The 24,454-nt window shown below is 65.6% G+C and carries 22 protein-coding genes; 9 read left to right on the forward strand and 13 right to left on the reverse strand.

The features are described 5' to 3' along the window. Window positions 1-116: 116 nt before the first annotated feature. Window positions 117-689, reverse strand: coding sequence for a TetR/AcrR family transcriptional regulator (locus tag A8G08_RS11855; protein WP_068273991.1), 573 nt, complete (start codon window positions 687-689; stop codon window positions 117-119). A gap of 127 nt (window positions 690-816) precedes the next feature. Here A8G08_RS11855 and A8G08_RS11860 point away from each other — a divergent pair, with 127 nt between their 5' ends. Then, window positions 817-2,313, forward strand: coding sequence for an acyl-CoA carboxylase subunit beta (locus tag A8G08_RS11860; protein ID WP_068273992.1), 1,497 nt, complete (start codon window positions 817-819; stop codon window positions 2,311-2,313). 86 nt (window positions 2,314-2,399) lie between these two features. Here A8G08_RS11860 and A8G08_RS11865 read toward each other — a convergent pair whose 3' ends face one another. Both A8G08_RS11865 and A8G08_RS11870 read right to left on the reverse strand, forming a co-directional pair. Then, on the reverse strand, window positions 2,400-3,425 hold the full coding sequence (locus A8G08_RS11865) for an LLM class F420-dependent oxidoreductase (protein WP_068273993.1): 1,026 nt from the start codon (window positions 3,423-3,425) through the stop codon (window positions 2,400-2,402). A gap of 35 nt (window positions 3,426-3,460) precedes the next feature. Further along, window positions 3,461-3,922 (reverse strand): nuclear transport factor 2 family protein, encoded by a 462-nt coding sequence (locus A8G08_RS11870; protein WP_068273995.1) that lies wholly within the window; start codon window positions 3,920-3,922, stop codon window positions 3,461-3,463. 85 nt (window positions 3,923-4,007) lie between these two features. On the opposite strand from A8G08_RS11870, the gene A8G08_RS11875 reads away from it, so the two are divergent. The 6 genes from A8G08_RS11875 (at window position 4,008) to A8G08_RS11900 (ending at window position 9,820) form a co-directional block, all read left to right on the forward strand. Continuing rightward, on the forward strand, window positions 4,008-5,024 hold the full coding sequence (locus tag A8G08_RS11875) for an aromatic ring-hydroxylating oxygenase subunit alpha (RefSeq protein ID WP_068273997.1): 1,017 nt from the start codon (window positions 4,008-4,010) through the stop codon (window positions 5,022-5,024). Beyond that, a complete protein-coding gene (locus A8G08_RS11880; RefSeq protein ID WP_068273999.1) occupies window positions 5,021-5,635 on the forward strand; it encodes a cysteine hydrolase family protein in 615 nt (204 codons plus the stop codon). Before A8G08_RS11875 ends, A8G08_RS11880 begins: the two co-directional genes overlap by 4 nt. A gap of 148 nt (window positions 5,636-5,783) precedes the next feature. Beyond that, window positions 5,784-6,707 carry a sulfate adenylyltransferase subunit CysD gene (gene cysD, locus A8G08_RS11885; protein ID WP_068274001.1) on the forward strand — a complete coding sequence of 308 codons (924 nt, stop codon included), beginning with the start codon at window positions 5,784-5,786 and terminating at the stop codon, window positions 6,705-6,707. Further along, a complete protein-coding gene (cysC, locus tag A8G08_RS11890; RefSeq protein ID WP_068274003.1) occupies window positions 6,707-8,566 on the forward strand; it encodes an adenylyl-sulfate kinase in 1,860 nt (619 codons plus the stop codon). Before cysD ends, cysC begins: the two co-directional genes overlap by 1 nt. A gap of 5 nt (window positions 8,567-8,571) precedes the next feature. Then, on the forward strand, window positions 8,572-9,300 hold the full coding sequence (locus A8G08_RS11895; RefSeq protein ID WP_068274091.1) for a 3'(2'),5'-bisphosphate nucleotidase CysQ: 729 nt from the start codon (window positions 8,572-8,574) through the stop codon (window positions 9,298-9,300). Window positions 9,301-9,340: 40 nt separating this feature from the next. After that, window positions 9,341-9,820, forward strand: coding sequence for an RrF2 family transcriptional regulator (locus A8G08_RS11900; protein ID WP_068274005.1), 480 nt, complete (start codon window positions 9,341-9,343; stop codon window positions 9,818-9,820). Window positions 9,821-9,920: 100 nt separating this feature from the next. On the opposite strand, the gene A8G08_RS11905 is transcribed toward A8G08_RS11900, so the two are convergent. The 9 genes from A8G08_RS11905 to A8G08_RS11945 all read right to left on the reverse strand — a co-directional run bounded on the left by A8G08_RS11905 (window position 9,921) and on the right by A8G08_RS11945 (window position 20,819). Continuing rightward, window positions 9,921-11,414 carry a coniferyl aldehyde dehydrogenase gene (locus A8G08_RS11905; RefSeq protein WP_068274007.1) on the reverse strand — a complete coding sequence of 498 codons (1,494 nt, stop codon included), beginning with the start codon at window positions 11,412-11,414 and terminating at the stop codon, window positions 9,921-9,923. Then, window positions 11,411-12,235 (reverse strand): NAD(P)-dependent oxidoreductase, encoded by an 825-nt coding sequence (locus tag A8G08_RS11910; protein ID WP_068274009.1) that lies wholly within the window; start codon window positions 12,233-12,235, stop codon window positions 11,411-11,413. Before A8G08_RS11910 ends, A8G08_RS11905 begins: the two co-directional genes overlap by 4 nt. Before the next feature lie 41 nt (window positions 12,236-12,276). After that, complete coding sequence (locus tag A8G08_RS11915) at window positions 12,277-13,737, reverse strand: aldehyde dehydrogenase family protein (RefSeq protein WP_157108531.1); 1,461 nt, start codon at window positions 13,735-13,737, stop codon at window positions 12,277-12,279. Between the two features lie 151 nt (window positions 13,738-13,888). Next, on the reverse strand, window positions 13,889-15,088 hold the full coding sequence (locus A8G08_RS11920) for an acyl-CoA dehydrogenase family protein (protein ID WP_068274013.1): 1,200 nt from the start codon (window positions 15,086-15,088) through the stop codon (window positions 13,889-13,891). A 16-nt stretch (window positions 15,089-15,104) separates the two neighbouring features. Next, a complete protein-coding gene (locus tag A8G08_RS11925; protein WP_068274093.1) occupies window positions 15,105-16,184 on the reverse strand; it encodes an acyl-CoA dehydrogenase family protein in 1,080 nt (359 codons plus the stop codon). A 5-nt stretch (window positions 16,185-16,189) separates the two neighbouring features. After that, window positions 16,190-17,026, reverse strand: a complete 837-nt coding sequence (locus A8G08_RS11930; protein WP_068274015.1) for an amidohydrolase family protein — start codon at window positions 17,024-17,026, stop codon at window positions 16,190-16,192. Continuing rightward, on the reverse strand, window positions 17,027-18,706 hold the full coding sequence (locus tag A8G08_RS11935) for an acyl-CoA synthetase (RefSeq protein WP_068274019.1): 1,680 nt from the start codon (window positions 18,704-18,706) through the stop codon (window positions 17,027-17,029). Window positions 18,707-18,720: 14 nt separating this feature from the next. After that, complete coding sequence (locus A8G08_RS11940) at window positions 18,721-19,923, reverse strand: amidohydrolase family protein (protein ID WP_068274021.1); 1,203 nt, start codon at window positions 19,921-19,923, stop codon at window positions 18,721-18,723. Window positions 19,924-19,973: 50 nt separating this feature from the next. Further along, the gene (locus tag A8G08_RS11945; RefSeq protein ID WP_068274023.1) at window positions 19,974-20,819 is read right to left on the reverse strand and encodes an enoyl-CoA hydratase; all 846 of its coding nucleotides are present in this window, start codon (window positions 20,817-20,819) and stop codon (window positions 19,974-19,976) included. 579 nt (window positions 20,820-21,398) lie between these two features. Between A8G08_RS11945 and A8G08_RS11950 the strand changes: the two genes are divergently transcribed. Next, window positions 21,399-22,148 carry a TetR/AcrR family transcriptional regulator gene (locus tag A8G08_RS11950; protein ID WP_068274025.1) on the forward strand — a complete coding sequence of 250 codons (750 nt, stop codon included), beginning with the start codon at window positions 21,399-21,401 and terminating at the stop codon, window positions 22,146-22,148. A 64-nt stretch (window positions 22,149-22,212) separates the two neighbouring features. Here the strand turns inward: A8G08_RS11950 and A8G08_RS11955 are convergent, their stop codons facing one another. Continuing rightward, window positions 22,213-23,433, reverse strand: coding sequence for a cytochrome P450 (locus A8G08_RS11955; RefSeq protein WP_187344463.1), 1,221 nt, complete (start codon window positions 23,431-23,433; stop codon window positions 22,213-22,215). A gap of 163 nt (window positions 23,434-23,596) precedes the next feature. Here A8G08_RS11955 and A8G08_RS11960 point away from each other — a divergent pair, with 163 nt between their 5' ends. Further along, window positions 23,597-24,376, forward strand: a complete 780-nt coding sequence (locus A8G08_RS11960) for an enoyl-CoA hydratase-related protein (protein WP_425394554.1) — start codon at window positions 23,597-23,599, stop codon at window positions 24,374-24,376. Window positions 24,377-24,454 lie beyond the last annotated feature (78 nt).

A 24,454-nucleotide genomic window follows, 5' to 3' on the forward strand; every position in this document is an offset into this window, starting at 1 on the left:
GACGACATCGACCTTCTCGCCGAGGCCATCGAGCCCGCTTTGCGTGAACTCGAGGAAGCGGCCGGCCTGATCTAGCCCCGGGGGTGATCCTCGTCGGCGCCCGGAAGGGATGCGGCTCAGGCAGATTCGGCCACATCCGCCCGGACGCCGGCGAGGATCCACCGAATGGCCATCGGCAGGTTCTGCGCCATCCGCACGCCCTCCGCGATATTCTCGGGAGCCGGTTCGGCGTCACGCAGCGCGCGCACCTCGACGATCGTGTGATTGACGGTGACGTTCACCAGGGTGCGGCAGCATTCGATGGCGAGCTCGCGCGGGAATCCTTCTCGGATAGCCACTTTCACCAGTTCGTTGACGTAGTCGACGATGACCCGGCGATCGTCGAAGCTCATCAACTCGGTGAGAAACGGGTGCGCGCGCAGCGTGTCCCGCAACGCAAGACACCACTGCAATGCCGTCGACTCCCAGTCCTGGCGCTCCTGAAACTCGAAGCGCAGCTGCGAGAAATGCCGCGCCACGAGCGCGCGGATCAGCGCGTCCCGGTTCCCCACTTGCTGGTAGAGGGTGCGGGTCGAGATCTCCAGATCGCCGGCCAGCCGCCGTGCGCTGAGGCCCTCGAGACCCTCCGCATCAAGGACGGTCAGCGCATGATCGAGGATCCTCTCGACCGGGATCAGCGGCCGTGCCATAGTCGCTCCATTCCTTTCCCCGCCAAGTCGGCGTCAACTCTTGTGACACTCCACCCGGAGTGATAGAAAAACACTGTGGTTAGAACAACACTGTAGTTCTATCATCCGGAGCTTGCGAAGGAAACCGTTGACGAACGCGAAGAGCTGGGACGACGCCCTCACCGACCTCGATCGCCGCCGACAGGCCGCCGCAGCGATGGGCGGACCGGAGCGGGTGGCACGCCATCACGGCAAGGGAAAGCTCGACGCCCGTGCGCGGATCGAGTATCTGCTCGATCCCGGCACGTTCCAGGAGTTCGGCACGCTCGTCGGCGGTGACATCGCCGCCGATGCGTTGGTTGCCGGGTCGGGCCTGATCCACGGTTCACCGGTGATGGTCGGCGCGGAGGACTTCACCACCGTCGCCGGGACGATCGCGCCGGGCAGCAACTCGAAGCGCTATCGGCTCGCAGAGTTGGCTCTGCGGAACAAGATTCCGATGATCATGCTGCTCGAAGGCGCCGGCTTCCGGCCGACCGGCGCCCATTACGGGCGAACGCCCACCGACCTGATCGCCCAGGCCAGATGTTCGGGCAAGGTACCGACGGTGTCCGCGGTGCTCGGCCCGTCGGCCGGGCACGGCGCACTCGTCGCACCCGTGTGCGATTTCTCGATCATGAGCCGTCAGGGTGCCATCTTCACCGCCGGTCCCCCGGTGGTGAAAGAGTCCACGGGCGAGGAGATTTCGAAGGAAGATCTCGGCGGGCCCGATGTCGCACTGCCGAGCGGTGTCGTGCACAACCTCGCCGAGGACGACGAATCCGCGCTCGACGCGATCCGGAAGTACCTGTCGTACTTCCCTCCGAGCGCCTGGTCCTACCCCCGCTCGTTCCTCCCTGACGAGGCGTCCGAGCCGCGCGCCACGCCCGAACTGCTCGACATCATCGCCCGCGACAATCGACAGGTCTACGACATGCGAGCGGTGCTCGATGTCGTCTTCGACAGCCCGGATTGGTTCGAGGTCCAGCCGGAGTTCGGTCCGGCGATCATCTGCGCACTGGCCCATCTCGGCGGACATCCCGTCGCGGTGGTGGCCAACCAGCCGACGGTGCTCGCCGGGTCCATCGATGCCGACGCCGCCGACAAGGCAGCGCATTTCATCACCGTGGCGGACTCGTTCCACCTTCCCATCGTGTTCCTCGCCGACAACCCGGGCATGCTGCCTGGCAGCGCGTCGGAGAGCAGTGGGGTGCTGCGCAGCGGTGCACGTATGTTCGCCGCCCAGACGTCCGCGACCACGTTGAAGCTGCACCTCACGCTGCGCAAGGCCTACGGGTTCGGGTCCATGGTCATGTCTCTGCTCGGGTTCGACGATCAGGTGATCACCCTCGCCTACCCGGGCGCGACGATGGGCGCGATGAGTGCCGCGGCATTATCCCGCGCGTCGAACGCCGAGGACGATCTCGCCGCCCAGCTGCGCCAGATGGAACTGCTTGCCTCCTACAACTCCGCCGAGCACATGGGCTTCGACGAGATGATCGATCCGCGCGAGACCCGCAACGCGCTGCTCGTCGCTTTGCAGCGCGGCATCTACGCCCGCCAGCAGAACCCGGAACCGGTGTACCGCACGGTCATCACGCCCTAACCGCCGCACACTTCCTGTTGGCTCGCACACGCAGCAGCATGCGGAAGCGTATGCGGCGCAACAGGAAGTGTGCGGCGAGCGGGGTGCTAGACGAGGTCGGTAAGGACTCGGGCGACGGTTTCCGCGTCCGCCTTGCCGAACATCGGCATGGCCCGGTCGATGATTCCGCTGCACCGCGCCTTGATCGCCGCGGCCGCCTCCTCGACGGGTGCGACCACGGCGAACGCGGCGAGGACGTCGTCATCAATGAGCGACGCCATCGTCTCCCACTCCCCCTGCAGCGAGAGCGCCCGCAATTCGGTCTGCAGATCACCCCAGCCGTGCACATCGAGCACCTTGCGATAGGCCGGCGTGGAGCCGTAGAACGCAATCTGTTGCCGCACAGCAGCACCCACGGCCGCCATCTCCGCCTCGTCGCGACCGGTGACCACGAACACCGGACTGGTGACCTCCATCTCGGATCGCTTCCGCCCTGCGCGATCGAGGCCGCGCTGCAAGGTCGGCATCGCAACCTCGTCCAGATATCGCCTCGTGCTGAACGCGTGCACCAGCAGGCCGTCGGCGACCTCGCCGCACATCTCGGTCATCGCCTCGCCCACCGCGGCGAGGTAGACCTTGGGCACCGGGTACGGCATCGGCTCGGGGGTGAACATCGGAGTCATCAGCTTGTGCGTGTAGAACTCGCCCTCGAACGCTAGCTTCTCGCCATCCCGCCACGTCGCCCAAATCGCATGCAGCGCAGCGACGAACTCCCGCATACGCGGAACCGGCCGACTCCACGGCATGGCGAACCGATTCTCGATATGCGGACGGATCTGTGTGCCGAGGCCGAGCACGAACCGTCCCTGCGAGTAGGTCTGCAGATCCCAGCCGAGCTGCGCGATGCTCATCGGGTTGCGCGCGAACGCGACCGCGATATCGGTGCCGATCCGGATCCGCGAAGTGTGTTCGGCTGCCAGGACCATCGGCAGGAACACGTCGTGGTTGGTCTCACCGGTCCAGCAGCCCGCGAAACCCTGTTGCTCCAGCAGGGCAACGGCTTCGGGAACCCGTGCGAGCACATTGGGGATTCCGCCGTCGATCGCGAGCGCGCTGGTACCGATTGCCGTCATCGTTTCATCACTCCCGTAATCGACTGGCGGGCAAGTTATTCGGCCCAAGGACCGAGGAACTCCATCAGCGTTCTAGTGAGGTGCAGCGTCTTGATCCGCCATGTGCCGTCGACCTTCTCGTAGGTCTCGTGGTAATGGCCCGCACCGTGGAGTTGGCGGTCACCCGGAAAGTAGAGCCGATCCTCCATCGCCCAGATTCCGGTAGCGGTCGTCTCCGACGTCAGCGCAATCTCGGAAGTGTGACAGTGATGGATTGTTGTCACTTCCGCGAGTGTGGCCAACACGTCGGGGACCACCGAATTCACCCCGACGTACGGCGGCGACGTCATCGGATCGGCGCCACCCGTGGAGACCGCGAGGTCTACCTCCATCACCACGTCCGGGGCGAATACGGTGCGCCACCCGTCGCCGTCCTTGGTGTCGAGGAATCGGCAATAGCGTGCCTTCACCTGCCGGATTGCTTCCAGTTCCGTCGCCACATCGATCGTCGCCGTCATCGCTTCTCCGTATCGCCGGGCCCTTGCAAATACGCGTTACTGTAAGCTACACAGTATACGTTTCCAGTCCAAGGAGTGTGCTGGCGTGAAAGTTCCGTTCACCTGGAAAGTAACTGGCTGGTTCGTCATCGGCTGGTCTGCCGAGTTCCCCGTCGGCGAATCGCGCGCCCTGCACTACTTCGGCGAAGAGCTCGCCGCCTATCGCGACGAATCCGGTGAGCTGCATGTGCTTTCGGCACACTGCCGCCACCTCGGCGCGCATATCGGGCACGGCGGCAAGGTCGTCGGCGACTGCATCGAGTGCCCGTTCCATGGCTGGCGCTGGGGTCCGGACGGTTCCAACCGCTACATCCCCTACCAGCCCGACCGGCCCAACCGTGCACTGAAGCTGCGCGTATACCCGGTGCAGGAGCAGCACGGCGTGGTGTTCCTGTGGCACCAGCCCGACGGGAAGCCACCCCAGTGGGAACTGCCGGACATCTTCACCAAGTTCCCGGAGTTCGGCGCCGGCCCGGACGAGTACTACCGGGCGTTTCCCGAATTCTCCCGCAAGGCCGATCGTGAGCCCGTACACCCGCAGATCGTGGCCGAGAACGGACCCGACAGTTCGCATTTCCGCTACGTGCACGGTGCGTCGGTGACGCCGGTGTGCCTCGACTGGCAGATGGTCGACAACGAGTGGCGCTTCCTGACCGGATGGCCGGACGCACGCAGCGATGACCCGAGCGAGATGTCGCTGCGGATCCACAGCCACTTCTCCGGGCTCGGGTTCGCGATCAGCGCCTTCGAGGGCGTCCAGAACCACCGGCTCATCTTCGCGTGCACACCAGTTGATGACGAGACCTCGGATCTCTTCTACTCGATCTGGTGGCCGCGCAACCCCGGCGACAGCTCCGATGTCCCGCCCGAGGACGTCCGGGCACAGGTGGAGCGACGCTTCCTGGTCACGGTGTTCGAGGACCTGAACATCTGGCGTTACCAGCAATACGTCGAGAAGCCGCCGCTCGCGAAGATCGACGCCGAGCCGTATATGGCGATGCGGCAGTGGGCCAAACAGTTCTACGAGGTGCCGCCCGCCGATGCGGTCGTGAGCAACGCATGAGGCTCGCACTCGGCGACCTGGTCGCGCCCGAGCACACTGCGATAGTCACCCAGGAGTGCCAAGGAGCGGTCGTCGGCCCGAATGCCGGCCTGGCCGCGCTCGCAGACGAGGCGCGCCGGGAGGCGCTGCCGAATATCGGCCGGCTGCTGCCCGCCGCCCGCGACGCCGGTGTTCGGGTCGTGCATTGCCTCGTGCAGCGCCGCGCCGACGGATTCGGGTCCAACCACAATGCCAAGTTGTTCGCGCTCGGCCGCAGCGACGTTTCGATCGAGCCCGGTAGCCCGGGTGCCGGCCTGCTGCCCGAGTTCGGACCTGAACCGTCGGACATCCTGCTGACCCGCTTGCACGGACTCGGCCCGATGGGCGGCACCGACCTCGATGCCGTCCTGCGCAATCTGGGTGTCACGACCATCGTCGCTGTCGGCGTCTCGCTCAACGTCGCGATCCCGAACCTGGTCATGGACGCGGTCAACGCCGCGTACCGGGTGGTGCTACCCCGCGATGCGGTCGCCGGCATCCCGGCCGAATACGGCTCCGCGATGATCGACAACACGCTGTCGTTGCTGGCCACCGTCACCACCACGGACGACCTGCTGCGCGCCTGGAAGTAGCCGCTCACACCCCTGCGGGTGAAGTCGACCCGTGGTTGGTGCGTGCTCTGAACTGCCCATCCGGTTGACCGGCTCACTTCGCTGTGCTTCCCTATACGACTATGCGGATAAACTTGGTCATTCTTACCCACTTAATGGGAATGAAACGATGACAGCGCCCAGCAAGCTCGAGCCCGGCCACTTCGAGCTCAGCCATCTGCGATGGCTGGAGGCCGAGGCGATCCACATCATTCGTGAGGTCGCGGCCGAGTTCGAGCGTCCGGTGCTGCTGTTTTCCGGCGGCAAGGACTCCATCGTCATGCTCCACCTGGCGCTCAAGGCGTTCAGCCCTGCCCGGCTCCCCTTCCCCGTCATGCATGTCGACACCGGCCACAACTTCGACGAGGTCCTCTCCACCCGCGATGAACTGGTTGCGAGCAGTGGTGTCCGGCTCGTCGTCGCGTCCGTGCAGGACGACATCGACGCCGGCCGTGTGGTCGAGAATGGCCCGTCCCGCAACCCGTTGCAGACTGTGACGCTGCTGCGCGGGATCCGGGAGAACAAGTTCGATGCTGCCTTCGGTGGTGCCCGGCGCGACGAGGAAAAGGCCCGGGCCAAGGAGCGCGTATTCAGCTTCCGGGACGAGTTCGGGCAATGGGACCCGAAGGCCCAGCGCCCCGAGCTGTGGAACCTGTACAACGGCCGGCACAACAAGGGCCAGCACATCCGCGTCTTCCCGCTGTCGAACTGGACCGAGTTCGACATCTGGTCCTACATCGGCGCTGAGGACATCAAGCTCCCGTCGATCTACTACGCCCACCGCCGGGAGGTATTCGAGCGCGACGGGATGCTGCTCGCGGTGCACCCCTTGGTGCAGCCTCAGGAGGGTGAGCAGGTCTTCGAGACCAGCGTGCGATTCCGCACCGTCGGTGACGTCACCTGCACCGGCTGCGTCGAGTCCACGGCCGAGACGGTCGAAGAAATCATCAACGAAACCGCGGTGTCGCGACTGACCGAGCGCGGTGCCACCCGTGCGGACGACCGCATCTCCGAGGCCGGTATGGAAGACCGCAAGCGGGAGGGCTACTTCTGATGACCACGCTATTGCGCATTGCCACGGCCGGCTCGGTCGACGACGGCAAGTCCACGCTCATCGGGCGGCTGCTGTACGACTCCAAGGCCGTGATGGAAGACCAGCTCGCGGCCGTCGAGCGGACCTCTCGCGAACGCGGCAACGACTACACCGACCTCGCGCTCGTGACCGACGGGCTTCGGTCGGAGCGCGAGCAGGGCATCACGATCGACGTCGCGTACCGCTACTTCACCACGCCCAAGCGCAAATTCATCATCGCCGACACCCCCGGGCATGTGCAGTACACCCGCAACATGGTGACCGGAACCTCCACCGCCCAGCTCGCGATCGTGCTCGTCGATGCCCGGCAGGGTCTCACCGAACAGTCGCGCCGGCACGCCTTCCTCGCCTCGCTGCTCGGCGTCCAGCACATTGTTCTCGCCGTGAACAAGATGGATCTGATCGGTTGGGACGAGGCCGGTTTCGAGGCGATCCGCGACGAGTTCCACGCCTTCGCGGCCCGCCTCGACGTGCACGATGTCACGTCGATCCCGTTGTCCGCGCTGCTCGGCGACAACGTCGTGACGAAGTCGGACAACACGCCGTGGTACGAAGGACCGGCACTGCTGTCGCACCTCGAAGAGGTCTACATCGCCGGCGACCGCAACCTCATCGACGTCCGCTTCCCGGTGCAGTACGTCATTCGTCCGCAGACACTCGATCACCACGACCATCGCAGCTACGCGGGCACAGTGGCGAGCGGTGTGATGCGACCCGGTGACGAGATTGTCGTACTCCCGAGCGGCAAGACGAGCCACATCGCTGCGATCGATGGGCCCGAAGGCCCCGTGGCCGAGGCATTTCCGCCGATGGCCGTCTCGGTGACCCTCGCCGACGATATCGACATCTCGCGTGGCGATGTCCTCGCGCGGGTGAACAACCAGCCGCGCGTGGTCGACGAATTCGACGCCACTGTCTGTTGGATGGCCGACGGCTCCGTGCTCGAGCCCGGTCGCGACTACGTCATCAAGCACACCACCCGAACCACACGGGCGCGGGTTTCCGCGCTCGATTACCGTCTCGACGTCAATACGCTTCGTCGTGATCAGCGCGCAACGGCGTTGCAGCTCAACGAACTCGGCCGCATCACGCTGCGCACCCAGCAGCCGCTCATGCTCGACGAGTACAGCCGCAATGCCGCCACCGGTTCGTTCATCCTCATCGATCCCGCGACCAACAACACCGTGGCTGCCGGAATCGTGTTGCGCGACATGTCCGCTCGCGATGCGGCTGCACGCGCGGCGACCCCCAACACCGTCAAGCACAAGTCGCTGGTGACGGCAGAGGACCGGCAGAGCCTCGGCACTACGGTGTGGTTCACAGGCCTGTCCGGCTCGGGCAAGTCGTCGGTCGCCGTGCTGGCCGAACGGCTGCTGCTCGAAACCGGGCGTCCCGCGTATGTGCTCGACGGCGACAACCTCCGGCACGGCCTCAATGCCGACCTTGGGTTCAGCCTCGCCGACCGAGCGGAGAACCTGCGCCGCCTCGCCCACGTCGCTAAGCTTCTCGCCGATTGCGGTCAGGTGGTGCTCGTGCCCGCGATCAGTCCGCTCGCCGAGCACCGCGACCTGGCTCGGCAAGTGCACAAGGAGGCCGGCATTCCGTTCTACGAGGTGTACTGCGATACACCGCTGGCGGACTGCGAGCGACGGGATCCGAAGGGGCTCTACGCAAAGGCGCGGGCGGGCGAGATCACCGATTTCACCGGGATCGACAGCCCGTACGAGCCGCCGCGGGATCCGGAGTTGCGCCTGACACCGGACCGCACCGCCGATGAGCACGCCCAGCAGATCCTCGACCTGATCGGAATTCACCTATGACGGTCATCAGCGACCATGAACTAGCCGCCAAGCTCGCGACCGACGCGGGCCGGCTGCTGCTCGGCGTGCGCGAGGAGTTCGCCGAAGCGAGCACCGCGGAACGAAAGGACGCCGGAGACAAGCGCTCCCACGACTTCCTGATGGCCGAGCTCGCGCGGTACCGGCCCGACGACGCCGTACTGTCCGAGGAAGGCATCGACGATCCGGTTCGGCTCGAATCACGGCGGGTGTGGATCGTCGACCCGCTGGACGGCACTCGCGAGTTCTCCGAGCTCGGTCGCGACGACTGGGCCGTCCACGTCGCGTTGTGGGAAAGCGGCGCGCTGATCGCGGGTGCGGTGGCACTGCCCGCCCAGGACATCACGCTTGCAACGCCGACCGTGGCCGCTCCCCCGGCGATGCCCGCGGCGCCGCGCGTCGTGGTGTCCCGCAGCCGTCCCCCGGCGGTCGCGCTGGAGGTCCGCAAGCATCTCGACGGCACGCTCGTCGAAATGGGCTCGGCCGGTGCCAAGGTGGCGGCCGTCGTACAGGGCCTCGCCGATGTCTACGTGCATGCCGGCGGCCAGTACGAATGGGACAACGCGGCCCCCGTAGCGGTAGCTCGCGCCGCCGGTCTGTACACCGCACGTATCGATGGCAGCGAACTGGAGTACAACCGCCGCGACCCCCGGCTGCCGGACCTCATCGTCTGCAGGCCTGAACTCGCGGACTCCGTTCTCGCCGTCACGAGGTAGCTCCCCGGCGTCGGGTTGCGCGCGTGGCACAATCCCGGGTATGCGCATGTCGGCCAAGGCGGAGTACGCGGTCCGCGCGATGGTCGAGATGGCGGCGCGCGAGGCCGGCACGCTGGTGAAGACCGAGGATCTGGCAAAGGCGCAGGGCATTCCGCCGCAGTTCCTCGTCGATATCCTGTCCGACCTGCGCACCGCCCATCTCGTCCGGAGTCGACGCGGGCGCGACGGCGGATACGAACTCGCTCGCCCTGCCGCCCAGATCAGCCTCGCCGACGTCCTGCGCTGCATCGACGGACCGCTGGCAAGCGTGCACGACACCGGCCTGGGCGACCTCCCCTACTCGGGGGCGACCACGCCGCTCACCGACGTCTGGCGTGCGCTGCGCGCCAGCATGCGCGCCGTGCTCGAAGCGACGAGCCTCGCCGACGTCGCCGGCGGCGAGCTGCCGCCCGAGGTCGCCGCCCTCGCGGACGACTATCTCGGTCAGGAGAGCCAGCGCGGCCGCCGCCCCGCGGGCTGAGCCGACGCACGAAGCACGCCCAAACGGGTGCAAACCTAGTAATTGGGGCCAAAGCTTCGGCCCCGTTTACACAATATGCACCCGTTTGGCGGCGCGCTTTCTAACCGCGCCCGAGGCGGCGATTCACCTTCCGCCGGTTCGAGCGGAGCATGAACTCCCCCGTTCTCCGAATCCCCCGGCCGAACGGCGGCACAGCGACCGAGGTCGTGATCGGGAACGGGAGGTCGGTGCCGACGATCGAGCGCCGGTGGCTGAACGTGTCGAATCCCGCCTTGCCGTGATAGGCGCCCATGCCGCTGTTGCCGACCCCGCCGAACGGCGCGTCGGAGGGAAACATGTGGATGCCGAACTCGTTTCGCGCGACGCCACCGCTGCGGGTATTCGAGACGAAATGGCGGAAGTCCTTGCCGTCCGGTCCGAACCAGTAGGCGACCAGCGGCGAGGGACGCCGGTTGATGTACCCGATCACCTCGTCGAGATCGCGGTAGGTGAGCACGCTCAGCACGGGCCCGAAGGTCTCCTCGCGGGTGATCAGCATGCTGTCATCCACGCCTCGGATGATGGTCGGCGCGATCTTGCGCGTAGCCGCGTCCGGCAGCGTTTCGCCCTCCGGTGCAATGGCTTCCACTTGTGCGCCACGGTCTCGCGCGTCCTCGATCAGACCCACCACACGTTCGAAGTTGGCCTGGTTGACGCTGGCCGGGTACTCATCGTTACTCGCGATCGTCGGGAACGCCTCGCTCAGCGCCGTGCGGGCCGCACCGACGAATTGCTCGACCGTGCTCTCCGGCACCAGTACATAGTCCGGGCAGACACACACCTGTCCACCATTGACCATGCGTCCCAAGGCAATCCGCGTGGCCGCTCGGGTGATATCGGCACCGGACGCGACGACAACCGGATTCTTGCCGCCCAGTTCCAGCGTCACCGGAACCAGATTCGCCGCCGCAGCACGCTGCACCAGAGAGCCGACCTGAGGCGAGCCGGTGAAGAAGAGATGATCGAACGGCAGGCTAGAGAAGTCCGCGGCGACCCGTGCATCACCGGTAACGACTGCAAGCTCATCGCGATCGAAGTACTTCGGCGCCAAGGATTTCAACAGTTCGGCAGTGTGCGGCGTAACCTCCGACATTTTGATCATCACCCGGTTGCCAGCCGCGAACGCGGCCGCTGCCGGCAGCACCACCAAGTGCAGCGGGAAGTTCCAGGGCCCAATGATGCCCACAACACCCAAAGGTGACGGGGCCACCTCGGCACGGATTCCGAACAACCGTGCGGCGCGAGCAGGCTTCGTCGCTCGCATCCATTTCGGGATGTTCGATCTCGTGTGCTCGATCACCGTCATGATGCCGAGGATCTCTGTGAACAAGGTCGCGGTGCGCGACTTGGAGCCAAAGTCCGCCACGAGCGCGTCCACGAACTCATCGGTGTTGTCGAGCATCAGCGCCACCAACCGATCCATCCGGTTGCGGCGCACTGCCACACTTGGGCGCTGATCACGCAGAAACGCCTCGCGCTGCACTTCCAGCAAGCGGCGCAACTCGTCGGACGGACCGGTTTCGGTGGCCGCGACATCCGCCTCGACGGAGCTCACGCCTCTCCCCCGGCCGACAAGCTCAATGGTCCGGAGTCGACGATGGATCGCAGCCAACCCAGGTCGACCCCGGTGTCCTCTGCGGCCGATACGCAGGCGGCTACGTCCTTGCGCAGGAACGGTCCGGCGATATCGACGAACGGCTTGGTCCCGCCGATAAGCTGCACCGACGACGCCGCGTAGCTGCGACCGCTGCACATAGAGAGCGCGTCGAGGAATTGTTTGTCGCCGATCCCGAGCCGCTCACCGAGCTCCACGGCTGCGGCAACGAGCTGCGCGTTGGCCGCGAACAGAATGTTGTTGACCAGCTTGAGGTTCAGCGCCGTTCCGAGCTGACCGGTACGGATGATCGGATTCGCATAGGCGGTCAGTACTGGTTCTACACGCTCGACGGCCTGCTCCTCGCCGCCGAGGAGCACGGTGAGCCGCCCGGCCTTGATGTCGTCGGCCGAACCGCTCACGGGCGCGTCGATCAGGGCTGGGCCGTCGGGGTATTCCGCGGCGAGCTTGGCGAGCGTGCTCACGTTTCCGGTGACGTGCGAGACGACGACCGCGTCCGCTCTGGCATGTGCCATGAAACCGTCCGGTCCGCCGGCGATCTCGACAAGCTGCGCGTCGGAGAACAGGCACAACACGATGATGTCCGCACGTGCGGCGAGGTCTGCGACCGAATCGGCGAGCGTGGCCCCGGCATTCCGAACTCGCTCCTGCACCTCGGGCCTGCGGGCGAACACGACGACGTCATGCCCGGCCTCGATCAGGCGGTGCACCATCGGTTCACCCATCCGACCGGCACCGATGAATCCGACCGTTTGCGGCATCGAAACTCCTCACCTCGTGATTGCGTCGAGACTCCGGTCTGTCAGTTTCTCGGCAGGCGATAGCCGATGGTCTTGGTTTCCAGGTACTGCTGGAAACCTTCGATGCCGCACTGTCGGCCGATACCACTGTTTTTATAACCGCCGAACGGCGCGTCGGCGCCGTAGTACATGCCGCCGTTCACCCCGAACGAGCCGGTCCGCACGCGACGCGCGACACTCATGCCCCGCTCGTGCGAGGACGACATCACCGCCCCGGCCAGTCCGAAGTCGCTGTCGTTCGCGATCCGGACCGCCTCGTCGTCATCGGCGAACGACTGCAACACCACGACCGGCCCGAAGATCTCCTCGCGGGCGATCGCCATGTCACTCCGAACACCGGTGATGACGGTGGGTGCCACGAAGTGCCCGGCCGCGAGGTGCGCGGGGAGGCCTTCGAAAGCGACTCCACCAGTGCGGATTTCCGCACCATCGCGCCGCGCCTGCTCACACATCTCGAGTACTCGCTGCTTCTGACGCGCACTGATGAGCGGACCAACGAGGGTTTCCGGAAGCGCGGGGTCGCCAACCGGTGCGAGTGCGAATCCGGCGGTCACATTCGCCACCGCCTCCTCGTACAGCGATTCATGAACCAGCACACGGGTATTGATCGCGCAGCCCTGGCCGGCATGCACGCATGCACCGATCGCACCCATCACGATCCGGCCGGGATTCGCATCGTCGAGCACGACGAGCGCCGATTTGCCACCGAGTTCCAGAAAGGTTCGTTTCATGGTGTCGGCCGCCTGGCGCATGAGCGCCCGCCCAACCGCGGTGGAACCGGTGAACGAGATGAGGTCGACGCGCGGGTCACTGGCAAGGAGGCCGGCGACCGTGTTGTCCGGTGTAGGTACGACATTCACCACGCCAGCCGGAATGTCGGTGCGCTCGGCGATGAGTCGGCCGAGTCGCGTCGCGTTCCACGGAGTGTTCGGGTCCGGCTTGAGCATCACGGTGTTGCCGGTCGCGAGCGCCGGTCCGAGCTTGTTGAGGATCACTTCGATGGGGAAGTTCGACGGTGTGATCGCCGCGACCACGCCCGCCGGTTCCTTCACAACCAGTCGCGCATTTCGATCGCCGAACAGGCCACCGCCTTCGAGGTGCCGTTCCCATTCGAAGCTGTCGATCAATCCGGTCGGATAGCGCAACGCATCGGCCAGCGGCCATGCCAGCTGTGCGGTGTCGATCGTCATCGCCGGGCACCCGACCTCGGCGATCAACTCCTCTGCCAGGTCCTCTCGCTCGGCCTCGATCGCCGACTGCAGTTGCCCGAGGCAGCGCTTGCGCAGGGCACGGTTGGTTGACCAGTCGGTCTCATCGAAGGCGCGCCGGGCCGCCGCGATCGCCCGCGTCATGTCCCGGTCACCGGCGGAAGAAGTGCTGCCGAGCAACAGCCCGGTCGCGGGTGAGACGTTGTCGTATCGGGCTCCGGATTCGGCCTCGACCAACTCGCCGTCGATCAGCATTCGCGATTCGGCTCGCTTGGCTGCCCGCCGGCCCAGTTCCACACTGGCACCGGCAATATCCACAACGACCTCGCTCACACTTGCCTCCAGATTCGGTGCCGCTCACAGCTATCGCGGCGGCTGTCGAACTGTCGCCGCCACGCGGAGGTACTCAACTGGCCTTCGACCGAGCCGGCGGCGAGTAATTCGGCCGGCCCAGACCAAGCATGTGCTGCGCGATCATATTGCGGAACACCTCGAGCGTGCCGCCGTAGATTCCGCACAGCGGCGCCCAGCGGAACAGGTACTCGCTCGCGCCGTCATCGACCGCGCCCTCGGTGTAGGTGGGCAACACCGAGGCGGAACCAAGCAGGTCCATCAAGTCCGGCGAAACATCGCGCATCGTCTGGGCGAGCGCAACCCGGCCGAACATATGCGGTGTCGCCAGCGCTGCCTCCACCCGCGCGGTCGCGCGGCCGAGACGGTAGGCCGTGGAGGCGTCATCGAGGAGCCTGCGCCCGTCCGGGCCGGGCTGACCCGCGAGGACGGAAACGGTATCGATCGTGGTCCCCATGAAGTTGCCCTGATGCGACATGATCGAGACATCCTGCAGACCATCGGGATTCGCCGAAGTCACACCGTGCTCGACGTCGAGCGGACCACGCAGCACCGTCCAGCCGTCGTTGACCTCGCCGAGCCGGTACCTGTCGGAGATGCGGACGTCACTGTAGAAGACGATGTTCGTACGATCGCCGTCGACAGTCCGGATCCCCTGAATCTCGATGCCCGGAGTGTCCAGCGGCACAAGGAACATGGTGAGGCTCTTGTGCTTGCGCTCGGCATCCGCGTCGGTATTGGTGATGAGGAAGACGTAACGGCAGTTGTGTGCGCCGGTGGTGAACATCTTGGAGCCGTTGATAACCCAGCCGTCGCCGTCACGCACGGCCCGGGTCTTGCAGGTCGCGATATCGGATCCGCCCTCGGGTTCGGTGTAGCCGAGGCAGAGCCGAACATGCCCGCTGAACACGCCGGGCATGACCTCCTCACGCAGTTCCGGCGAGCCGTGGCGCTCGACCGACTGCGCCACGATCGCGGTGGTTCCCCACGTCACCCACGGCACGTGGACACGGCGCTTCTCCAGCGCCCACAGCCTGCGCTGGAGCCGGGTGAAACCACCCTCGGACTCCGGCCGGTACTCGCGCTCCAGATAGCCCGCGGCGCCCATCGCCACATGCACGTCGTGGTCGAAATTGTCACCGGTTTCGCGATCACGGCGCCGGACGTCGTCGGTCACATGGGTCGCGAGGAAAGCTCGGATCTCGTCGAGGAATGCCTGATCATCCGCGGAGAGTTCGACACGTGAAAAGTCCATGGTCAGTCCTTATGCCTTAGACCCGCGCCGGGTCGGTTACCGCGTGGTTCACGCCCTCGCGAATGTTGCGTTCGGAGATCAGCTCCGCGATCCGCAGCGCAGCAGCGCCCACGTCTCCCCCTGCCATTGGCCAGCCGCGCGCCCGCACGAGGTAGGCCGATGCCGCAGACTCGGACGAGACACCGAGCCCGCCTTGCACCTGGACCGCCATCGTCGCGGCCTTCGCAGCCTCGTCGGACATGAAAACGAATGCGGCAAGGGCCAATTCACGCCGGGCCTCGGGCTCGTTGTCCAGATACCACGCGGCCTTGCGACCGAGGCTCCGCCCGCCTTCCACCGCGATCGCGATGTTGGCCAGCGGATGCGAGATCCCCTGCAGCGTAGAGATCGGCACGCCGAGCGTGTACCGCGTGGTGGCGAACTCGGCGGCGATCCGCATGGTCTGTTCGATCAGGCCGACCAGTGCCGACGCGGTGAGCAGGCGCCATTCGTCGAGCGCCAACTCATAGTGCGCGAGCGCATCGGCGCCACCCAGTACAGTCCTGCTGTCCGCGGCCGCGGGGTCGACCCATGCCATCGGCAGGCGGCCGAGGTTGTCGACCTTCGCCGGACGGGTAGCAAAGCTGAGCCGGACGATCTCGTCACCCTCCCGGACGATGACGTGATCAGCGATCGAGCCCGCTGGAACGAGCCGCCTCCCGGTCGTCACTCCGAGTTGCGGAGCAAGCGCGGCGATCTGGCGTCCTTCGGCAACCGCGCCCGCGCTCTCGGTGTCGCCGATCCGCGCGAGCAGTCGCGCCGCGACGACATGGTCGATCCACGGCACGGGAGCGATCGCACGACCGAGCTCCTCGGCCACCAGGGTCAGATCGACAAGCGTCGCCCCGTCACCGCCCACCGACTCGGGAAGTGCCATCGTCGTAGCGCCGGTGCCACACAGCCGTTCCCACAGACTCTTGTCGAAGCCTGTCGGCTCGGCGGCACGCACGACATCGATCGGGCAGTGCGTCGCGAAGAACTTCGCGTAGGCGGCCTGAAGGTCGGCTTGATCGGCCGACAGGCTGTAGTCCTCCCTACGCAATTCGTACCGGTCCATCGTCACTACTCCTGTTCTTGCGGGCCACCGAAGAAGAACTCCTGCGCGTTGTTGTGCAGGTAGTTGTCGAGCACATCCGGCGGAAGATCGAGCGCTTCGGCCTCCGGAATGACGCGGCGCATCGCGAGCACCGGCCAGTCAGACCCGAAAATCACCTTGTTCTGGCCGCGAGTGCGCATGTAGTGCAGCAGGCTCTCCGGCAACCGCTTTGGCGACCACGCCGAGGTCATGATCCGCAGGTTCGAGTATTTGATCAGCAGCCGAATCGCGATGTCCCACCATGGATCTGCGCCATGAATCATGCAGAGCTTCAGCTCCGGGAAGCGGACGCACACCCGGTCGAGGTGCATCGGATTCTGCGCCTCACCCGGAATCGGCGGACCCGGAATACCCGTGTTCATGCACAGCGGCAGTTCGAGTTCGGCGCATTTGGCATAGAGGGGGTAGTACACGGCGTCGCTGGGCGGGTACTGCCCGTCGCCCCAAAAACTGGGACCCACTGTGGCATAGACAACCGGCAGGTCTGCCGCGACGGCGGCGAGTTCACGCATCGACGGAACCGGACGCAGCAGGTTCATCCCGCCCATCGCGAGCGCGAATCGGTCCGGATGCGCCTCGACGAACTTGCGTGCCGTCACTCGTGGCGTGGCGATCGAATCCATGAGGATCGCCTTACGCACGCCGTGCTCGTCCATCTCGTCGAGCAACTCGGCCAGGTCGACCTGGCCGAACATCGACTTGGGACCCTTGAAGTAGTCGTCGCGCACCGCGCGCATCCAAGCCGGCTGTTCCGTCTCGCCGAAATGAACGTTGACCAGACAATCGATCACATCACGTTGCATTCAGACCCCGACTTCCCGTGAAACTTCTTGCACTGCATCGTCACCCGTCCCCAGATCCGGATCATCACCGTCGACCACCACCCGATCGGCGGCCCAGCGATAGTCCGGTTTCCCATTGCCCAATCGCCGGATCTGCGTCACGAACAGCACGGCCTTGGGCACCTTGAACCCGGCGAGCCGCCCCCTGCACAGCTCGACGAGGCCCGCGCCGTCGACTCCATTTGCCGAACGCCGCTGCACCAGAGCCACGACCTCATTTCCCCACCGCTCGCTCGGGCGGCCCACAACCAACGCATCGGCGACCAGCGGATGTGATCGCAGAACGTCCTCGACCTCTTCGACGAAGACTTTCTCGCCGCCGGTGTTCACGACGAGCGAGTCCCGGCCGAGAACCCGAATCGTGCCGTCTTCCTCGACAGTCGCGCGGTCGCCAGGGATGGCGAACCGCTCACCCGCGATCACCGGGAATGTCCGTCCGGTGGCTTCCGGGTCGTTGAAGTAGCCGAGCGGAATCCGGCTCGACCGAGCCGCCCAGCCGACCTCGGAGTCGCCAGGCTCGAGGATTCGGCTGCGGTCCGCCGACACGACAGTGCCGCCGGGGCGCGGCAGGAACGTTTCCGCTGCCGAGCCACGCTGGCTGTTGCCGAACCCCATGCCGCCGGTCTCCGACGAGCCGTACCCGTCGATGATCGTCGCGTGCGGGATCGCGTCGAGCAGCGCCTCCTTGTGTACCGGGTTGGTGGCAGCGCCACCGGTTCCGATGACGAACAGTCCCGTCAGGTCGTACGAGTTCGATTTCAGTTCGGCGACAAGCGGTCCCGCGAAGGCGTCGCCGACCATCGTCATCAGGAAAACCTTCTCGCGCTCGGCCGTTTCGAGCACGGTCCGCGCATCGAACTTGTACCTGTCGTCGTAGAGCACCACCGTCTGCCCGGTGAGAACTCCGGCCAGCGCAGTCCACACGCCCGCGGCGTGCAGCAGTGGCGAAACGGCGAACCACACCTGTCCGCCGCCGCGCGCAATATCGTGCAGCACCTCGGCGGATGCATGATCCGATCCGGCCATGGCGGCGACGTACATATCGCTTTGCCGCCACAACACGCCCTTCGGCCGGCCGGTGGTGCCGCCGGTGCACATCATCAACAGGTCGTCCGGGGACGTCGGGATGACCCGGTCGGGGTCACCGAGCGCGATCGCCTCATCGAGGTTCACGGCGCCGACGACATCCGGTTCCTCGCTACCGTCGTCGACGACCACCAGCAGGTCGAGGTCGAGGCCGAGGCCGTCGAGCGCCTCGGTCACTGCCGGCCCGAAGGACCGGTGGTAGACCACTCCCCTTGGCCCGACGTAATCGAGCAGATCCCGGATCTCCGCTGCGGTGTAGTGATGGTTGACGTTGACCGGGATGACCCGCGCCTTCAAGCACCCGAGCAGCACCTCGGGGTAGCGGTCGTTGCGCATGATCAACGCGATCCGGTCCTGACCACATTCCCAGTTGGCCAGTTCCTCGCGCGGCGTGTGCAACCCGAAGCCACGGTCGGCCAGGAAGTTCGCGAACCTCCTGGTGTCGGAGGCGGTTTCGGCGAAGGTGCGCTTCCGGTCTCCGCATACCGTCATCGTGCGATCGGGCACCGCGGTGGCGACAGCATCGAGAATGTCGCCGAGCGTCCATTCCGTCATTCGCGCGTCCCGCCTCAGGCGATCGTGGAGGCAGGAGTGCCGAGGAACTCCAACGCGTTGTCTCGCATCACCTTTCGAATATCGCGATCGTCAAGTCCGGCGAGATCCTTCACGTAGGACGTCGGGTTCTCCAGTCCCTCACCGTGCGGCCAGTCGGAGCCGAAGAGGATGCGCTCGACACCGATCCTCTCCGCGAGCAGGGTCACGTTCTCCTCGTAGTACGGCGCGACCCAGACGTTGTTGCGCAGCTCGTCGATCGGGTCGTTCGGGAACGACTGGGGAAACTGATTCGCCAGCTTGTGCAGCCGCTTGGCCAGTCGGTGCACCCATTCCGAGCCGTTCTCGATGCTCGCGACGCGCAGCGTGGGGTGGCGATGGAATACACCGTGGACGATGAGCGAGGCAATGGAGTCGTGAATCGCCCGGTCGTCCGTCACGATCTTGTCGAAGGGGTCGGTCGTGCCGAACCCCTCCAAGTTGTCCTTGCCGCCCCACATCGACGCGAGCGCTTGGTAACCGCTGTCACCGAGGTGGAAGGCCACGGGCACGTTCGCTTCGGCCAGGCGCGCCCAGACCGGATCGTGCAGCCGGTCACCGAGCGAACGCGGCCGCGGGAAGCCCGGAACCGGAGCGGGCCGCACATGCACGAGGCGCGCACCGCGCGCGATCACCGCGTCGACCTCTGCCACCGCAGCTTCCGGATCGGCGAGCGAGATCATCGGCGCGGTCAGGATGCGTCCGTCCGGACGATCGAAACCCCAGTCCTCGTCGAGCCACAGATTGAAAGCGCTCAACGACGCCATCGTTGCGGGGATGTCGTTCTTCAGAGCTTCCTCGACGCCGCAGCCGAAGGTGGGGAACATGACGACGGTTTCGAGATCCTGCGTATCGACGATGGCCGCACGCGCCTCACGATTGTGATATTCGGGACGCAGCTCGAGCTCCTCGACTTGCATCATGGTCGAGCGGTCGAAGCCCTCGGGTATCTCGCCACGGAAGAACGGGTCCAGACAGCCCGGGACGATGATCGGATCGAACGTCGGATTCGGGATGAATCGACTCACCCGGTCACCGATGAGCGCCAGGGTGTGCTTGCCGTCCTGGACCATTTGCACGCCGCGCTTGCGGAACCTCTTGTCCAGGTGCCGCGTGAACGCATCCAGCGGTTCGTAGTAGTGGTTGTCGACATCGATTGCTTTGTAATCGAGTTCGGTCATCTTGATCCTCCGGTTGGCACGTTGTCGGTTTGACGGCGCGGGCGGGCGCGTCATTCCAGCGGCGGAAAGTTCGGTGGTCGCTTTTCGAAGAAGGCGGTGATGCCCTCGATGACGTCCGGCTTGGTGAGCGATTCGTTCATGAGCGTCTCGGCACGCGCCGTTGCCGCGACGACGTCGCCCTCGACATCGGTGTACGCCTGCCGCTTGATGACGGCGACGGAGGCCGGGGAACATTGCAGCGCAATGTCTTCCGCATAGGAGAGCGCCTCGGCGAGCAACTGTTCGGCCGGCACCACCCGATTCACGAACCCGAGCTCGGCGGCCTCCTCGGCACGGAACGTCCGCCCGCTGAGCAACAGGTCCATCGCCGCGGTCCAGCCGACGAGTCGCGGCAGGATCCACGAAATCCCGTGCTCGGCAATGAGTCCGCGCCGCGGGAACGCGGTGGCGAACTTCGCACCTGCGGCGGCGAACCGCACATCGCACATCGCGGCCAACGTGAGCCCGAAACCTGCGCACGCGCCATTGATCGCGGCGATAACCGGTTTGCGGAGAGTGGTCAATGAATGCGGATTGCGACCCCCCACGATGTCGGCGACATCCACTCCGTCGCTTTGATCGAGCGAGCCCACCGATGCCGCCGAGCCCATGTCCGCGCCGGCACAGAAGCCCTGGCCGGCGCCCGTCACCAACAGCACCCGCACTCCGGGATCCGCATCCGCGCTGTCGACCGCCGCATAGAACGGACGGGCGATATCGGGGCCCCAGGCGTTACGCCGCTCCGGTCGGTTCAGCGTGAGCACGGCAACGCCGGCGGGCGTCACCTCGTACCGAACCGCTGGTTCGACACTCGTCGCGTTTCCCCCGCCAGCCTTGTCGCCGGCAGCGATACTCATCGCTGCATCACCCTGTGGTGACCAACGCAACAACCCAACATTCCGGCGGGTCCTCCCGGTCCTCGGCGAGCACTCTTTCAATACATACTGTATAGCTTTCGGTAGTACCTTCCGCAAGCATTACGGCCACCTTCGAGAACCAGCTGGGGAGGGGTCGGACAACCCGTCACGGGCCGCGATGGCTACGACGCCGGAAACTCCTACTCCGACCTGCGCAACGAGCAGCAACCGGACCTGCCGACATGGGCCGCGTACGGCCTCGGACGCCGTATGACCAGAGCCGAAATTTTGCCCCGAGGAACACATTTCACACCCGGGAATCGGGACGAAATCGCGGGTGAGCGGAATACCCCTGAGAAGAGGCGTTTACTGTATCGTTTACTGTAGATGGGCAAACGTCCGTCTGGGCCCCTCGATCCAGGACAACTGCATCGCGCCGCCCGCAGGAACACGCCACGCTGGCAAGCCGGCAGTAAAGTCTGCCAGGACAAAATCCGCCGCCGGCCTCTCAGTTCCGGCGTGGGCGCACGCAGGTGTCGACGGATCTTGGGAATGTAGTAATCACGGAGGTGGCGTGGAATGGTGAAGCAGGCGACGGCGGCAAAGCGTCCGCGTCGGGAACGCGGCTCGATCGATCCCGAAGACATCATCGCCGGCGCCTTCGAACTCGCCGAGCAGGTCTCGATCGACAATCTCTCCATGCCGATGCTCGGCAAGCACCTCGGTGTCGGCGTGACGAGCATCTACTGGTACTTCCGCAAGAAGGACGATCTGCTCAACGCGATGACCGATCGCGCGTTGCGCCAGTACGCCTTCGAGACACCCTTTCCCGAGGCCGAGGACTGGCGCGAAACGCTGCGTAAGCACGCGACCCTGATGCGGGAGACGTTCCTGGCCAATCCGATCCTCGCCGATCTGATCCTCATCCGTTCCACACTGAGCCCCAAACACGCCGCCATGGGTGCCCAGCAGATCGAGCTGGCCGTGTCGAACCTCGTAGACGCCGGTCTTTCCCTCGACGATGCGTTCGATACGTATTCGGCTGTCCAACTGCATGTTCGAGGTTCCGTCGTGTTGACGCGCCTGCACGACAAGAACAAGGCGGCAGACCCGGAATCGCGCGCGTACTACGAGAACCTGATCATCACGCCGGAAGCCACGCCACTGCTGGCGGAGGGCACGTCGCGCGGGCACAGCATCGGCGCTCCGGACGACAAGAACTTCGAGTACGGCCTCGAATGCATCCTCGACCACGCGAGCCGGCTGATCGATGCTGGTGCGGGCAAGGCATCGCCCGCCCGGCGCAAGACGAAGGCCGCCGCACGCTGACATCCGCCGTACAAATCGAGAAAGGCCGGAGCGGTTGCCGCTCCGACCTTTCTCGTTGTATCGCCTACTTCATCGAGTAGCGAATCGGCAGGTGCTTGAGCCCGCCGACGAAGATCGTGGCCATATGCTCGGGCGGTCCGGCCAGCTCAATGGATTCCAGCCGTGGCAGCAAGGCACCGAAAAAGCTCTTGACCTCCATCCGCGCCAAGGCGGCGCCGAGACAGAAGTGCACGCCGTGCCCGAACGCGACGTGCCGATTCGGATCGCGGCCGACATCGAATCGGGCCGGGTCGTCGAAGACCTCTTCGTCACGATTGCCCGAAACATAGGACAGCAGAAGCGATTCGCCTTCCGCGATCGGGACGCCGCGGATCTCGGTGGCGCGCGTCGCCGTGCGCATGAACTCCTTGACCGGCGTGACCCAGCGGATCATTTCCTCGACGGCCAGCGGCATCAACGTCGGGTCCGCCTGCAATCGTCTTAGCTCGTCCGGGTTTTCGATCAACGCGTGCAGCCCGCCGGAGATCGTCGCGCTGGTCGTGTCATGCCCGGCGGTCGCGATGATGAGGTAGTACGAGACGGTGTCGATGTCGGACAGCGGTTCGCCGTCGACCTGTGCGTTCGCGATCGCCGATGCCAGATCCTCGGTGGGGTTCTCCCGGCGAGATGCCGTCAGTGCGTTGAAGTACTCGAACATATCGAGCAGTGCGGCGAGATTGTCGTCATTCGAGGGCCCGCGCTGGAACTCCGAGTCGTCGCTGCCGAATAGTTCCTGGGTGAGGTCAAGCATCCGGGGGAAATCCGACTCGGGCAGACCGAGCAGCGACAGAATCACATACAACGGGAAGTTGACGGCGACCTCCTGCACGAAATCGCATTGCGGTCCGGCAGCCAGCATCTTTTCGACGTAGCGATTGGCAAGTTCGTCGATGCGCAATTGCATCGCTCGCATCGCCTTGGGCCGGAACCAGTCCGCGGCGATGGCGCGCACCACGCGGTGCTGCGGATCATCCATGTGGATGAGGGTGCGCACCCCGAGGTTCGCCTGGGCCTCGTCGGATTCCGCGGTCATCAGCACCGGGCGCGGGTAGTTCGTGAACAGGGCGGGGTCCCGCTCGATCGCGAGGATGTCCGCATGCTTGGTAACCGCCCAGAACGGCTGGTAGCCCGGCACGTCCACCCATGATATTGGCGCCTCGGAGCGCAAATGGGTAAGTGCCGCATGCAGTTTCGGCTCGTCGGCATATGCGCTGGGGTCCGCGAAAACCCGCGCCGCCTCATCCATCACCCGTGTATCCATCGACGCCCCTTGCCTTCGACGTCCGCCATTTCCACGCGAACGACCACCCGACCGTGATTGATACCGAACACCGTACCGTATAGATTTCCGGACGTCGGGCCCGAAAGTGTCCAGGCCCGCCGTCGACCCTTCGCAATGGAGCATGCCGTTGTCATCTCCGGTGGAAAATGCCGTCCTCGTCGAGCAGCAGGGCCCGGTTCTGGTCATCACGCTCAACCGTCCGGACCAGCGCAACGCGCTCGATGCCGCCACCATGTCCGGCATCGGGTGCGCGCTCACGGATGCGGAGCACGACGACGCCGTGGCGGTGGTTGTGCTGACGGGCGCTGGTGACCGCTCGTTCTGTGCCGGTCTCGACCTGAAGGCCTTCGCCGCGGGCGGTCGGCCGCCGCTGCCCGTCGAGGGCCCCGGTCTGGATGTGCTGCTGACCCGGACGTACCCCAAGCCTGTGGTCGCGGCAGCCAATGGGAGCGCGTTCGCGGCCGGATTCGAACTACTGCTCGCCTGCGACATCATCGTCGCCGCCGACCACGCCAAGTTCGGCATTCCGGAGGTCAAGCGCGGACTCGTCGCCGCCGGCGGCGGCATCACCCAACTCCCCCGCCGCATTCCGCTGGCGATCGCCCTCGAACTCGGACTCACCGGGGATTCGATCGACGCCGACCGTGCCTACTCGCTGGGTCTGGTGAATCGCGTGGTGCCCGGCGCCGAGGTCGCAGCGACTGCACTGGCCATTGCGCAGACCATCGCCGCGAATGCGCCGCTCGCCGTTCGGTTCACCAAGGAACACATGCACGCCGCGACAGCCGCCGACACCGCCCGGCAGACCGTCCACGCACGCCTGCCGGAGATCCTCACCAGCGCGGATGCCGCCGAGGGTGCCCGCGCATTCGCCGAGCGTCGGCCGCCCGCCTGGGCGGGGCGCTGATCGACGGCGAATCCGCCTCCACGCACTATCGCAAGCCTTTCCGTATGGCTTACAGTGGCCGGAGAACAGACGCGTGTC

Origin of the sequence: Aldersonia kunmingensis, from assembly GCF_001646865.1 — a bacterium.
GTDB lineage: Bacteria > Actinomycetota > Actinomycetes > Mycobacteriales > Mycobacteriaceae > Aldersonia > Aldersonia kunmingensis.

Bases quoted from the DNA above. Each gene is read 5' to 3' on its own strand.
- A8G08_RS11930 (WP_068274015.1), bottom strand. From the start codon at position 17,026: ATGCAACGTGATGTGATCGATTGTCTGGTCAACGTTCATTTCGGCGAG.
- A8G08_RS11925 (WP_068274093.1), bottom strand. From the start codon at position 16,184: ATGGACCGGTACGAATTGCGTAGGGAGGACTACAGCCTGTCGGCCGAT.
- A8G08_RS11915 (WP_157108531.1), bottom strand. From the start codon at position 13,737: ATGCTGATCGACGGCGAGTTGGTCGAGGCCGAATCCGGAGCCCGATAC.
- A8G08_RS11900 (WP_068274005.1), top strand. From the start codon at position 9,341: ATGCGCATGTCGGCCAAGGCGGAGTACGCGGTCCGCGCGATGGTCGAG.
- A8G08_RS11945 (WP_068274023.1), bottom strand. From the start codon at position 20,819: ATGAGTATCGCTGCCGGCGACAAGGCTGGCGGGGGAAACGCGACGAGT.
- A8G08_RS11855 (WP_068273991.1), bottom strand. From the start codon at position 689: ATGGCACGGCCGCTGATCCCGGTCGAGAGGATCCTCGATCATGCGCTG.
- cysC (WP_068274003.1), top strand. From the start codon at position 6,707: ATGACCACGCTATTGCGCATTGCCACGGCCGGCTCGGTCGACGACGGC.
- A8G08_RS11870 (WP_068273995.1), bottom strand. From the start codon at position 3,922: ATGACGGCGACGATCGATGTGGCGACGGAACTGGAAGCAATCCGGCAG.
- A8G08_RS11935 (WP_068274019.1), bottom strand. From the start codon at position 18,706: ATGACGGAATGGACGCTCGGCGACATTCTCGATGCTGTCGCCACCGCG.
- A8G08_RS11880 (WP_068273999.1), top strand. From the start codon at position 5,021: ATGAGGCTCGCACTCGGCGACCTGGTCGCGCCCGAGCACACTGCGATA.
- A8G08_RS11940 (WP_068274021.1), bottom strand. From the start codon at position 19,923: ATGACCGAACTCGATTACAAAGCAATCGATGTCGACAACCACTACTAC.
- A8G08_RS11920 (WP_068274013.1), bottom strand. From the start codon at position 15,088: ATGGACTTTTCACGTGTCGAACTCTCCGCGGATGATCAGGCATTCCTC.
- A8G08_RS11950 (WP_068274025.1), top strand. From the start codon at position 21,399: ATGGTGAAGCAGGCGACGGCGGCAAAGCGTCCGCGTCGGGAACGCGGC.
- A8G08_RS11865 (WP_068273993.1), bottom strand. From the start codon at position 3,425: ATGACGGCAATCGGTACCAGCGCGCTCGCGATCGACGGCGGAATCCCC.
- A8G08_RS11955 (WP_187344463.1), bottom strand. From the start codon at position 23,433: ATGGATGAGGCGGCGCGGGTTTTCGCGGACCCCAGCGCATATGCCGAC.
- A8G08_RS11910 (WP_068274009.1), bottom strand. From the start codon at position 12,235: ATGCCGCAAACGGTCGGATTCATCGGTGCCGGTCGGATGGGTGAACCG.
- cysD (WP_068274001.1), top strand. From the start codon at position 5,784: ATGACAGCGCCCAGCAAGCTCGAGCCCGGCCACTTCGAGCTCAGCCAT.